This is a genomic window from Streptomyces sp. NPDC002994 (assembly GCF_040611155.1).
GTDB lineage: Bacteria > Actinomycetota > Actinomycetes > Streptomycetales > Streptomycetaceae > Streptomyces.
This window is the reverse complement of sequence record NZ_JBEXNQ010000013.1, coordinates 194,292-206,487: the sequence shown is the minus strand read 5'-3', so window position 1 is coordinate 206,487 and position 12,196 is coordinate 194,292. Positions and strand designations below refer to the sequence as shown.

The following is a 12,196-nucleotide window of genomic DNA, read 5'->3' as shown; positions in this document are numbered from 1 at the left end:
TGTGGTGGACGTACTTCCACAGGCTCTAACGGGTGACCCCCGCGTCAGGTGTTGCTCAAGTGCCGTCAGGCGTTGGACGGGCCGCCGATCTGGATACCGGCCATCCGGCTCCACTCGTACGGTCCGGTGCGGACCTTGGCCGCGAAGTCGCCGTCGAAGGACTCGTGGAGCGTGATCCCGGCCTTCTCGGCGGCGCTCTGCGCGACAGCGTGCGTGGGGGCCACCAGGTCGCCCCAGCCGCCGTCCTCGCCGACGAGCACGATGCGCGTACCCCTCTGTCCGAGGTAGGCGAGCTGTCCCTCGGCGCCGCCGTGCTGCTTGGCGAAGGCGGTTATCTGCTTGGCGAGCTTCGCCACCTTGCGCTCTGCCTGCTTCGTGTCTGCCATAAGCACGATGCTACCCATCGGTAGATCGGCGGTCCATAGCAGGCGGTCTAGCGCAGGAAGGGGTCCACCGCGACCGCGACGAAGAGCAGCGAGACATAGGTGATCGACCAGTGGAACAGCCGCATCTCCTTGAGCTTTGCGCCGGTCACCCCGGACTTCGCCCGGGACTGGAGCCCGTGCGCCTCCTTGAGCCACCAGCCGCCGGCCACGACGGCGACCGTCGTGTAGAACCAGCCGGTGTAACCCAGCGGAGTCAGCAGCAGCGAGACGGCGACCATGACCCAGCTGTACGCGACGATCTGGCGGGCCACGACCGTGTTGGTGGCGATGACGGGAAGCATGGGGACGCCCACCCGCGCGTAGTCCTCCTTCACCTTCATCGACAGCGGCCAGTAGTGCGGCGGCGTCCAGAAGAAGATGACCATGAAGAGGATGACGGCGGCCCAGGACATCGAGTTGGTGACCGCGGACCAGCCGATGAGGACCGGAAGGCAGCCCGCGATGCCGCCCCAGACGATGTTCTGCGCGGTGCGCCGCTTGAGGATCATCGTGTAGACGACGACGTAGAAGAGGAGCGCTCCGAGCGACAGCGCGGCGGACAGCCAGTTGACCAGCAGGCCGAACCAGAGCGTCGAGATCACGGCCAGGCTGATGCCGAAGACGAGGCATTCGGCGGGGCTCACCATGCCGGTGACCAGTGGACGCTGCGACGTACGGTCCATCAGCGCGTCGATGTCGCGGTCGATGTACATGTTCAGCGCGTTGGCGCCGCCGGCGGACAGGTATCCGCCGAGGCAGGTGACCAGGACCAGCCACAGGTCGGGCACGCCCTGCTCGGCCAGGAACATCACCGGGACGGTGGTGATCAGCAGCAGTTCGATGATCCGCGGCTTGGTCAGTGCCACGAACGCTTTGACCCGGGCTCCGAATGGCCGATGGCCCCCCGGGCTGGGAGTCAAGGCGACCCCTGCGGGTCGGGACTCGACGGCCGTCACGCACACCCCTGACAGAGAAATCCAGCAAGCTCCGGACACGTGAAGGCCCGGTAAAGACTTGCGCGTACCACGCCACTCTAGACGTTGCCCAGACGTCGATCTCCGCCGGGGTCCGGTCGTGTTGAGCAGCGCCGGGACGGCGTCCGTACATACCGAGGTGAACGCCAGGAGGCGAAGTCCTTCACCCGCCCGCACGCTGGGCTGTGTCCGCTTTTATCCGAGGCCGTCCAAGCCCTGGACCCGAAAAGAAGCGTGTTCTCGCGGGGGTAGGCTCGACTACGCCCGGTGCGCTACCAGTCGCCGGGATTCGACATGTGGAGAGGAGCCCTGACTCAGGGTGAGCACCAAGCCGACCACCACAGATCTCGAGTGGACCGAATTGGACCAGCGGGCTGTCGATACCGTCCGCGTCCTGGCCATGGATTCCGTACAGAAGGTCGGCAACGGCCACCCTGGTACGGCCATGAGCCTCGCCCCGGCCGCGTATGTACTGTTCCAGAAGCTGATGCGGCACGACCCCAGTGACGCCAACTGGACCGGTCGCGACCGTTTCGTCCTCTCTCCCGGTCACTCCAGCCTGACGCTCTACATCCAGCTCTACATGGCCGGCTACGGCCTGGAGCTGGACGACCTGAAGGCGTTCCGCACCTGGGGCAGCCTGACGCCGGGTCACCCCGAGCACGGGCACACGACCGGTGTGGAGACCACGACCGGCCCGCTGGGCCAGGGCATCGCCAACGCCGTGGGCATGGCGATGGCCGCCCGCTACGAGCGCGGTCTGTTCGACCCGGAGGCCGCCCCGGGCACCTCCCCGTTCGACCACACCATCTGGTCGATCGTCTCCGACGGCGACCTGGAGGAGGGCATCTCGGCCGAGGCGTCCTCGCTCGCGGGCCACCAGAAGCTCGGCAGCATCGTCGCTCTGTACGACGACAACCACATCTCGATCGAGGGCGACACCGAGACCGCCTTCTCCGAGGACGTGCTGAAGCGGTACGAGGCGTACGGCTGGCACGTCCAGCGCATCGAGCAGGACGCCAACGGCGACTTCGACGTCAAGGCCCTGTACGCGGCCCTGAAGGCGGCGCAGGACGAGACCGAGCGCCCATCGATCATCGCGGCGCGCACGATCATCGCCTGGCCCGCCCCGAACGCCCAGGGCACCGAGGCCTCGCACGGCTCGGCGCTGGGCGAGGACGAGATCGCGGCCACCAAGCGCGTGCTGGGCTTCGACCCCGAGCAGCACTTCCAGGTCGACGACGACGTCTTCGCGCACGTGCGCAAGGCGGCCGACCGCGGCCGCGAGGAGCACGCCGCCTGGGACAAGAAGTTCCAGGAGTGGCGCGACGCCAACGCGGAGCGCGCCGCCACGTTCGACCGCATCGCCGCGGGCGAGCTGCCCGAGGGCTGGGAGAAGTCGCTTCCCGTCTTCGAGGCCGGCAAGGCCGTCGCGACCCGTGCCGCTTCCGGCAAGGTCCTCCAGGCGCTCGGCGCGGTCATCCCCGAGCTGTGGGGCGGCTCCGCCGACCTCGCCGGCTCGAACAACACGACGATCGACAAGACGTCGTCGTTCCTGCCGGCCGACAACCCGCTGCCCGAGGCGAACCCGTACGGCCGTACGGTCCACTTCGGCATCCGCGAGCACGCCATGGGCTCGACGATGAACGGCATCGCGCTGCACGGCAACACCCGCATCTACGGCGGCACCTTCCTGGTGTTCTCCGACTACATGCGCCCCGCCGTCCGCCTCGCCGCGCTGATGAAGCTGCCCGTGACGTACGTCTGGACGCACGACTCCATCGGTCTGGGCGAGGACGGCCCGACGCACCAGCCGGTCGAGCACATGGCCGCGCTGCGTGCCATCCCCGGCCTGAACATGGTCCGTCCGGCCGACGCCAATGAGACGGCGATCGCCTGGCGCGAGATCCTGCGCCGCCACGACGCTCCGCACGGTCTGGCGCTGACCCGCCAGGGCGTGCCGACGTACGAGTGCAACGAGGATGCCGCGCGCGGTGGTTACGTCCTCTTCGAGGCCGAGGGCGGTCAGCCGCAGGTCGTGCTGATCGGCACCGGCTCCGAGGTGCAGCTCGCCGTCGAGGCGCGCGAGCAGCTCCAGGCCGCCGGCATTCCCACCCGTGTGGTGTCAATGCCTTCGATCGAGTGGTTCGAGGAGCAGGACCAGGGGTACCGCGACAGCGTGCTGCCGCCGTCCGTCAAGGCCCGTGTCGCGGTCGAGGCGGGCATTGCCCTGACCTGGTACCGGTACGTCGGTGAGGCCGGCCGCATCGTTTCGCTGGAGCACTTCGGCGCTTCCGCGGACGCCAAGGTCCTCTTCCGGGAGTTCGGTTTCACGGCGGACGCCGTCACCGCTGCCGCCCGGGAATCCCTGGCCGCCGCAGCGCGCTGACGCCGGTATATACGACAAGTAGGAGATGCAACTCTCATGACAGACGCACTCAAGCGCCTCTCCGACGAAGGCGTCGCGATCTGGCTTGACGACCTTTCGCGCCAGCGGATCACGTCCGGCAACCTCGCCGAGCTGATCGACCAGCAGCACGTCGTGGGCGTCACCACCAACCCGTCGATCTTCCAGAAGGCGATCTCGGAGGGCCACGGTTACGACCAGCAGCTCAGCGACCTCGCCGCCCGTGAGGTCACCGTCGAAGAAGCCATCCGCATGATCACGACGGCTGACGTGAGGGACGCCGCCGACATCCTGCGGCCGGTGTACGACGCGACCGGCGGCCAGGACGGCCGCGTGTCGATCGAGGTCGACCCGCGCCTGGCCCACAACACCAAGGCGACGACGGCCGAGGCCCGCCAGCTCGCCTGGCTGGTGGACCGTCCGAACACCCTGATCAAGATCCCGGCCACCAAGGCGGGTCTCCCGGCGATCACCGAGACCATCGGTCTCGGCATCAGCGTCAACGTGACGCTGATCTTCTCGCTGGAGCGCTACCGCGAGGTCATGGACGCCTACCTGGCCGGTCTGGAGAAGGCGAAGGCCGCGGGCCTGGACCTGTCCAAGATCCACTCGGTGGCTTCGTTCTTCGTGTCCCGCGTGGACAGCGAGATCGACAAGCGCCTGGACGCCCTGGGCACGGACGAGGCCAAGGCGCTCAAGGGCAAGGCCGCACTGGCCAACGCCCGCCTGGCGTACCAGGCGTACGAAGAGGTCTTCTCCTCGGACCGCTGGACCACCCTCGACAAGGCGCAGGCCAACAAGCAGCGTCCGCTGTGGGCCTCGACCGGCGTCAAGGACCCGTCGTACAAGGACACGCTGTACGTCGACGACCTCGTGGCCCCCGGCACGGTGAACACCATGCCCGAGGCGACCCTCGAAGCGACCGCCGACCACGGCAAGATCACGGGCAACACGATCGCCGGTACGTACGAGCAGGCGCGCGCCGAGCTCGACGCCGTCGAGAAGCTCGGGATCTCGTACAACGACGTGGTGCAGCTGCTCGAGGACGAGGGCGTCGACAAGTTCGAGGCGTCCTGGAACGACCTGCTCAAGTCGACCGAGGCGGAGCTCAAGCGCCTCGCCCCTTCGGAGGCCTAAAAAATTGTCCAGCAGCAATCCGCTGCGTGACGCACAGGACCGACGGCTCCCGCGTATCGCGGGGCCGTCGGGCCTGGTCATCTTTGGCGTCACGGGCGATTTGTCACGTAAAAAGTTGATGCCTGCCGTCTATGACCTGGCCAATCGCGGCCTGCTGCCGCCTGGCTTCTCGCTCATCGGCTTCGCCCGCCGCGACTGGGAGCACGAGGACTTCGCGCAGGTCGTCCATGACGCCGTCAAGGAACACGCCCGTACGCCCTTCCGTGAGGAAGTCTGGCAGCAGCTCATCCAGGGCATGCGCTTCGTGCAGGGCGACTTCGACGACGACAACGCGTTCGAGACGCTGAAGTCGACGATCGCCGAGCTCGACAAGGCGCAGGGAACGGGCGGCAACTTCGCCTTCTACCTCTCCGTACCGCCGAAGTTCTTCCCCGCGGTCGTCCAGCAGCTCAAGAAGCACGGGCTGGCCGACCAGAAGGAAGGCTCCTGGCGGCGCGCCGTCATCGAGAAGCCCTTCGGACACGACCTGGCCTCCGCGCAGGAGCTCAACCGGATCGTCCACGAGGTCTTCCCGGCCAACGAGGTCTTCCGCATCGACCACTACCTGGGGAAGGAGACGGTCCAGAACATCATGGCGCTGCGTTTCGCCAACCAGATGTTCGAGCCGCTCTGGAACCGGTCGTACGTCGACCATGTGCAGATCACGATGGCCGAGGACATCGGCATCGGCGGCCGCGCAGGCTACTACGACGGCATCGGCGCCGCCCGCGACGTCATCCAGAACCACCTCCTCCAGCTGCTCGCGCTGACCGCCATGGAGGAGCCCGCCTCCTTCGAGGCCGACGCGCTGGTCGCCGAGAAGACGAAGGTGCTGGGCGCCGTCAAGCTCCCGAAGGACCTGGGACGTGAGACCGTGCGCGCGCAGTACGCGGCGGGCTGGCAGGGTGGCGCGAAAGCCGTCGGCTACCTCCAGGAAGAGGGCATCGACCCCAAGTCGAAGACCGACACCTACGCCGCGATCAAGCTGGAGATCGACAACCGCCGCTGGGCGGGCGTCCCCTTCTATCTCCGCACGGGCAAGCGCCTCGGCCGCCGTGTCACCGAGATCGCGGTCGTCTTCCAGCGCGCCCCGCACTCGCCCTTCGACCACACGGCCACCGAAGAGCTGGGGCAGAACGCCCTGGTCATCCGCGTCCAGCCGGACGAGGGTGTCACGGTCCGTTTCGGCTCCAAGGTGCCGGGCACCTCGATGGAGGTGCGGGATGTTTCGATGGACTTCGCGTACGGCGAGTCCTTCACCGAGTCCAGCCCCGAGGCGTACGAGCGCCTGATCCTGGACGTCCTGCTCGGCGACGCCAACCTCTTCCCGCGTCTTGAAGAGGTCGAACAGTCCTGGCGCATCCTCGACCCGATCGAGGAGTACTGGGACAAGCACGGCAAGCCCGCGCAGTACCAGGCCGGCACCTGGGGCCCGGACGAGGCGGACGAAATGCTCGCACGAGACGGACGGAGCTGGCGTCGGCCATGAAAATCGACCTGACGGACACCACGTCCAGCAAGATCAACAAGGCACTGGTGCAGGGCCGCCGCGCCATCGGCACGCCGGCCGTGGGCATGGTCCTGACGCTGGTCATCGTCACCGACGAGGAGAACGCGTACGACGCGCTCAAGGCGGCCAACGAGGCTTCGCACGAGCACCCCTCACGCACCCTGGTCGTCATCAAGCGGGTCTCGCGCTCGCCGCGCGACCGTGCCAAGGCGCGCCTCGACGCCGAAGTGCGGGTGGGCACGGCCGCGGGCACCGGCGAGACAGTCATCCTGCGGCTGTACGGCGAGGCCATCAACCACGCCCAGTCGGTAGTGCTGCCGCTGCTGCTGCCCGACGCGCCTGTGGTGGTGTGGTGGGCGGCCAACGCGCCGCTCGATCCGGCGAACGACCCGCTCGGCGCGCTCGCGCAGCGCCGCGTCACGGACACGTACGCCGCCGAGCACCCCGTCCAGGAGCTGTCGGCGCGTGCCGAGGCGTACACCCCCGGCGACACCGACCTGTCCTGGACGCGCATCACGCCGTGGCGCTCGATGCTCGCGGCCGCGCTGGACCAGGTCGAGTGCGAGGTCACCTCGGTGGAGGTGGAGGGCGAGGAGTTCAACCCGAGCGTCGAGCTGCTGGGCATGTGGCTCGCGGACCGGCTGGGCGTACCGGTGAAGCGTTCCGTGTCGTCCGGCCCCGGCCTCACGGGCGTGAAGATGGAGACGAACTGCGGGCCGATCAAGCTCGGCCGGTCGGACGGTTCGCTGGCGTCCCTGTCCATTCAGGGGCAGCCGGACCGCGCGGTGGCGCTGAAGCGGCGGGAGACCGCCGAGCTGATCGCCGAGGAGCTGCGCAGGCTCGACCCGGACGACACGTACGCGTCGGCGCTGAAGTTCGGTGTCGAGCGGCTGGGTGAGCAGGCCGCACAGAAGCAGGAGACGCAGCCCGAGGAGGACAAGCCCGCAGCCGCGAAGAAGTCTGCTTCGGCTTCGGCTTCGGCTGCCAAGAAGGCGGCGTCGAAGTGAGAGCACCTCAGCTTGTCGTCCACCACGACAAGGAGCTGATGGCGCAGGCGGCCGCGGCCCGGCTGATCACGAAGCTCGTGGACGCGCAGGCCACGCGCGGCTCGGCGTCGGTCGTGCTGACGGGCGGCCGCAACGGCAACGGCCTGCTGGCCGCGCTGGCCTCGTCGCCGGCCCGGGACGCGGTCGACTGGTCGCGGCTGGACCTGTGGTGGGGCGACGAGCGTTTCCTCCCGGCGGGGCACCCGGAGCGCAACTACACCCAGGCGCGTGCGGCACTGCTGGACGCGGTGCCGCTGGACCCTGCCCGGGTCCACCCCATGCCGGCTTCGGACGACCGTTTCGGCCCCGACGCGGACGCGGCGGCCGCTGCGTACGCCGAGGAACTGGCCTTGGCTTCGGGGTCCGAGGACCACGGTCCCGTCCCGACGTTCGACGTCCTGATGCTGGGCGTGGGACCCGACACCCACGTCGCGTCCCTGTTCCCTGAGCTGCCGGCGGTCCGCGAAACGGAGCGCATGGTGGTGGGAGTTCACGGCGCCCCCAAGCCCCCGCCCACCCGCATCACCCTCACGCTCCCCGCGATCCGCGCGGCACGTGAGGTGTGGCTGCTGGCGGCGGGCGAGGACAAGGCGAAGGCCGCGGCCATCGCCTTGTCGGGCGCGGGGGAGATCCAGGCCCCGGCGGCGGGCGCGTACGGCCGCCGCCGCACGCTGTGGCTCCTGGACGACGCGGCAGCCTCCCAACTCCCGCGAGCCCTTTACCCCCCGGCTTCGCCCTGACCCGGCTGCTCCGGCACAACCACGGCCCGGTTCGCCCGCACGGCGACCCGGGCCGTGGCTATTTCCTGACCCCGGACGCCCTCCGGGCGTGTCCTCAATCGCCGGACGGGCTTGAACTTTCAGCCCGTCCGGCGTTTGAGGACCGGGGTCCGGGGCGACGCCCCGGTTCGGGAAGGGGCGGGTAGGGGAAAAGCCCGCGCAGCGGACCCATGGCGCGGGGCCGGGACTACTCCCCCCGCTCCAGGAACGGCGCCAGCAGCCCCCGCACCGCCGCGTCCCCGAACACCAGCACCTCCGACTCCTCCGCGTCGTACACCGAGTACGCTCCCGCCCCCGCCGCGGTAGTCGCCGTCAGCGTCATGAGACCCGCACGGCGCTGGAAGTACGACTGCTTCGCGGTCCACCCGATCACCCCGCCCCGCTGCAAGGCGACCGTCGTACGCCGCACAGTCCCCGACCGCGCCACCAGGTAATCCCCACTGATGGCGTGCCCCAGCCCCCGATACGCGTCCAGAGCCAAAAGCACCGCCGCCGGCAGCAGCACCACCACGCACGCCCCGGCAACGTACAGCAGGACATCAGTCAGCAGCACACCGAGCACGGCGAGGACGAGCACCGGCGCCAGCACCGCGCCCACCGCCCACCGTAGCCGCCGCGTGCGGGCGGCTGGCGGATGCCGCGTGAGGCGGGCCGCACTCGTCGGCGAGACGGCCTCGCGCAGGACGTACGCCGCCACGTCCTCCGCCGTACCCCGCGGCGCGGCCGGGAGCAGCGTCTTGTGATCGGCGTGGCTGCTTTCCTCGTCCGTCGCCAGCCCCGTGGCGACCGCGTCCACCCGCGCCGCCCCCAACGTCCGTACGCCGAGCGGCTCGACGAGCTCAACACCCCGCAGCCGGCGCTCCTCGATGGAGATCGACCGCGTGGTGAACAGCCCACGGCGGACTCGCAACGTGCCCCCCGGCTCCCGCTCCAGCCGGTAGTTCCACCACATCTCGACCCACAGTCCGAGCGCGCCCACGACTCCCGCCGCGCACGCCCCGGCAACCAGCACCGCGACCGTCAAGACGACCGGGGTGTCCTGGAACCGGTCCCGCACCCAGCCGATCAACTCCCCCTGCGCACCGAACCATTCGCTGACCTGCATCAGCCCGCCGGCCGCGGCGCCGCCCAGCGCCGGGGCGACGAAGGACACCGGCGCGTACCGGATCCACGCGGGGTCGAAGACGGCCAGTTCGCCCTCGCGGTGGGGTCCCGGCTCAGGGGTGGCCGTTCCCCGGTTCAGCAGTTCCCTGCGAAGGCGTTCGCCCTCCTCCCGCGTGACGGGGTCGAGTTCGAGGGTGGACTCGCCGCCTCCGGTGTTCTCTCCCGTACCGATACGGACCTTCACCAGCCCGAGGACCCGCAGCAGCACGTTCGCCGTCAGATCGACGCTGCGGATGCGCTCACGCGCCAGGGACCGACGCTTGACCAGCAGCAGGCCCGTGTGGAGTTCGGCGCGCTCGGCGCCGACGCGGTAGCGCGTCCTGCGCCACCGTACGTAGTCGAGCGCGGAGCCACCCGCGATCAGCAGGACGGCACCACCCAGCACCCAGACGAGCGCCTGCCACACCGGCCTGCCGCCCGCGAGCCCGATGAAGGCCGGCACGCCCGCGCCCGCCGCGATGCCCGCCATGACCAGAGCGGCGGCGAGGACGGTGCGCGGGGCGAGCCGTCGCCAGCCGTCACCACTGTCCGGGACACTCATGTCGCGTCCCCGGGAGTGGCCCGCGTTATCAGGGTCAGCCGCTCCGCGAGCTCCGCGGCGAGCTCATGGTCCAACCCCTCGATCTTCACCGCGCCCTTGGAGGACGCGGTGGTGACGATGACCGTGGCGAGCCTGAACGCCTGCTCCAGCGGCCCGCGCACGGTGTCCACGGTCTGGATCCGCGACATCGGCGCGATCCGCCACTCCTGCCAGAAGAAGCCCGTACGCACGTACACCGCGTCGTCCGTGACCTCCCAGCGATGCACCCGGAACCACCAGAGCGGCAGGAACACCGCGACGACAACGCCCAGCACCGCGACCACTGCGGCGGACAGCAGCAGCCACGGCCGTGCGGGCGCGACGAACGCGCCCAGCACGGCCAGTACGACCACCGGAACCACGGTCAGCAGCAGCCACTGCGTGCGCCACCAGCCGATGACGCGCCGGTCGAGCGTGTTGTTCGGCGGCCTGAGCCGCACCGCGGCTGCCATGGGCTTCAACGACCGCGCAGCGTGCGGTACTTGGCGGCAAGAGTCGCGGTCGAGCTGTCCAGCAGCTCGGCCCCGGCGCCTTCCGTCAGTACCGGCTCGATCTTCTTGGCGAGGACCTTGCCGAGCTCGACGCCCCACTGGTCGAACGAGTCGATGTTCCAGATGGCGCCCTGGACGAACACCTTGTGCTCGTACAGCGCGATCAACTGACCCAGCACCGAGGGCGTGAGCTCGTCCGCGAGGATCGTCGTCGTCGGGTGGTTGCCGCGGAACGTCTTGTGCGGCACCAGCTCCTCCGCCACGCCCTCCGCCCGTACCTGGTCGGGCGTCTTGCCGAAGGCCAGCGCCTGCGTCTGGGCGAAGAAGTTCGCCATCAGCAGGTCGTGCTGGGCAGCGAGGCCGGGCATCAGGTCGGCGACCGGCCTGGCGAAGCCGATGAAGTCCGCCGGGATCATCTTCGTCCCCTGGTGCAGCAACTGGTAGTACGCGTGCTGCCCGTTGGTGCCCGGCGTGCCCCACACCACAGCACCCGTCTGCCAGTCGACCGGGTTGCCGTCGCGGTCCACTGACTTGCCGTTGGACTCCATGTCCAGCTGCTGGAGGTACGCCGTGAACTTCGACAGGTAGTGGCTGTACGGAAGGACAGCGTGCGCCTGCGCGTCGAAGAACCCCCCGTACCAGACGCCAAGGAGGCCGAGCAGCAGCGGCGCGTTCTCGGCGGCGGGCGCGGTGCGGAAGTGCTCGTCGACCAGGTGGAAGCCGTCGAGCATCTCGCGGAACCGGCCGGGCCCGACGGCGATCATCAGCGACAGACCGATGGCCGAGTCGAACGAGTAGCGCCCGCCGACCCAGTCCCAGAACTCGAACATGTTGGCCGTGTCGATGCCGAAGTCCGCGACCTTCTCGGCATTCGTGGACAGCGCCACGAAGTGCTTGGCGACGGCGCCGCTGTCCGCCCGCAGGTTCGTCAGCAGCCAGTCGCGCGCGGACGTGGCGTTGGTGATGGTCTCGATCGTGGTGAACGTCTTGGACGCGATGATGAACAGCGTCTCGGCCGCGTCCAAGTCCCGCACGGCCTCGTGCAGATCGGCCCCGTCGACGTTCGACACGAAGCGGACCGTGAGGTCCCGGTCGGTGAACGAGCGCAGCGCCTCGTAGGCCATGGCGGGTCCGAGGTCGGAACCGCCGATTCCGACGTTGACGATGTTCTTGATGCGCTTTCCGGTGTGCCCGGTCCACTCCCCCGACCTGATCCGGTCGGCGAAGGCGCCCATCCTGTCGAGAACGGCATGCACGGCGGGAACGACGTTGTCCCCGTCGACCTCGATCACCGCGTCGCGCGGCGCGCGCAGGGCGGTGTGCAGCACCGCGCGGTCCTCGGTGGTGTTGATCTTCTCGCCGCGGAACATCGCGTCCCGCAGCTCCGCGACCCCGGCCGCACCTGCCAGTTCGCGCAGCAGCCCCAGCGTCTCGTCCGTCACCAGATGCTTTGAATAGTCGAGGTAAAGGTCGCCGACCTTGAGCGTGTACCCGGTGCCTCGCTCGGCATCGGCGGCGAACAGCTCGCGCAGATGCGTCTGGCCCAGCTGCTCACGGTGCTTCACGAGAGCGGCCCACTCGGGCATCTGGTTGAGCCTGGTACGGCTTTCTGCGTTCATCCGGACATCAGCCCACTTCTTCTCG

Annotated in this window: 10 protein-coding genes; 5 read left to right on the top strand and 5 right to left on the bottom strand. The window is 69.2% G+C overall.

What is annotated here, in order from left to right:
* Positions 1-65 precede the first annotated feature (65 nt).
* Positions 66-386 (bottom strand): hypothetical protein, encoded by a 321-nt coding sequence (locus ABZX79_RS19600; protein ID WP_355258762.1) that lies wholly within the window; start codon positions 384-386, stop codon positions 66-68.
* Between the two features lie 47 nt (positions 387-433).
* On the bottom strand, positions 434-1,387 hold the full coding sequence (locus ABZX79_RS19595) for a heme o synthase (protein ID WP_355258759.1): 954 nt from the start codon (positions 1,385-1,387) through the stop codon (positions 434-436).
* 331 nt (positions 1,388-1,718) lie between these two features.
* Between ABZX79_RS19595 and tkt the strand changes: the two genes are divergently transcribed.
* The 5 genes from tkt to pgl are packed head-to-tail and all read left to right on the top strand — an operon-like array spanning position 1,719 to position 8,278.
* Positions 1,719-3,788, top strand: coding sequence for a transketolase (gene tkt / locus ABZX79_RS19590; RefSeq protein ID WP_355258756.1), 2,070 nt, complete (start codon positions 1,719-1,721; stop codon positions 3,786-3,788).
* Between the two features lie 36 nt (positions 3,789-3,824).
* Positions 3,825-4,943: a transaldolase gene (tal, locus tag ABZX79_RS19585; RefSeq protein WP_355258753.1), complete on the top strand. Its 1,119-nt coding sequence runs from the start codon at positions 3,825-3,827 to the stop codon at positions 4,941-4,943.
* 4 nt (positions 4,944-4,947) lie between these two features.
* The gene (gene zwf / locus ABZX79_RS19580) at positions 4,948-6,471 is read left to right on the top strand and encodes a glucose-6-phosphate dehydrogenase (protein ID WP_355258750.1); all 1,524 of its coding nucleotides are present in this window, start codon (positions 4,948-4,950) and stop codon (positions 6,469-6,471) included.
* Complete coding sequence (gene opcA / locus ABZX79_RS19575) at positions 6,468-7,499, top strand: glucose-6-phosphate dehydrogenase assembly protein OpcA (RefSeq protein WP_355258747.1); 1,032 nt, start codon at positions 6,468-6,470, stop codon at positions 7,497-7,499. Before zwf ends, opcA begins: the two co-directional genes overlap by 4 nt.
* On the top strand, positions 7,496-8,278 hold the full coding sequence (gene pgl, locus ABZX79_RS19570) for a 6-phosphogluconolactonase (protein WP_355258745.1): 783 nt from the start codon (positions 7,496-7,498) through the stop codon (positions 8,276-8,278). Before opcA ends, pgl begins: the two co-directional genes overlap by 4 nt.
* Positions 8,279-8,504: 226 nt before the next feature.
* Here pgl and ABZX79_RS19565 read toward each other — a convergent pair whose 3' ends face one another.
* Genes ABZX79_RS19565 through pgi form a run of 3 tightly spaced genes read right to left on the bottom strand, consistent with a single transcriptional unit; the run spans position 8,505 to position 12,171 of the window.
* A complete protein-coding gene (locus ABZX79_RS19565; RefSeq protein WP_355258742.1) occupies positions 8,505-10,022 on the bottom strand; it encodes a PH domain-containing protein in 1,518 nt (505 codons plus the stop codon).
* Complete coding sequence (locus tag ABZX79_RS19560; protein ID WP_355258739.1) at positions 10,019-10,513, bottom strand: PH domain-containing protein; 495 nt, start codon at positions 10,511-10,513, stop codon at positions 10,019-10,021. The genes ABZX79_RS19565 and ABZX79_RS19560 overlap by 4 nt, the downstream gene beginning before the upstream one ends.
* Positions 10,514-10,518: 5 nt before the next feature.
* Positions 10,519-12,171, bottom strand: coding sequence for a glucose-6-phosphate isomerase (pgi, locus tag ABZX79_RS19555; protein ID WP_355258736.1), 1,653 nt, complete (start codon positions 12,169-12,171; stop codon positions 10,519-10,521).
* Positions 12,172-12,196 lie beyond the last annotated feature (25 nt).

What these genes read in the sequence shown, in the direction of transcription:
- ABZX79_RS19600 (WP_355258762.1), bottom strand. Translation starts at nt 386, where the DNA reads ATGGCAGACACGAAGCAGGCAGAGCGCAAGGTGGCGAAGCTCGCCAAG.
- tal (WP_355258753.1), top strand. Translation starts at nt 3,825, where the DNA reads ATGACAGACGCACTCAAGCGCCTCTCCGACGAAGGCGTCGCGATCTGG.
- opcA (WP_355258747.1), top strand. Translation starts at nt 6,468, where the DNA reads ATGAAAATCGACCTGACGGACACCACGTCCAGCAAGATCAACAAGGCA.
- ABZX79_RS19565 (WP_355258742.1), bottom strand. Translation starts at nt 10,022, where the DNA reads ATGAGTGTCCCGGACAGTGGTGACGGCTGGCGACGGCTCGCCCCGCGC.
- ABZX79_RS19560 (WP_355258739.1), bottom strand. Translation starts at nt 10,513, where the DNA reads ATGGCAGCCGCGGTGCGGCTCAGGCCGCCGAACAACACGCTCGACCGG.
- pgi (WP_355258736.1), bottom strand. Translation starts at nt 12,171, where the DNA reads ATGAACGCAGAAAGCCGTACCAGGCTCAACCAGATGCCCGAGTGGGCC.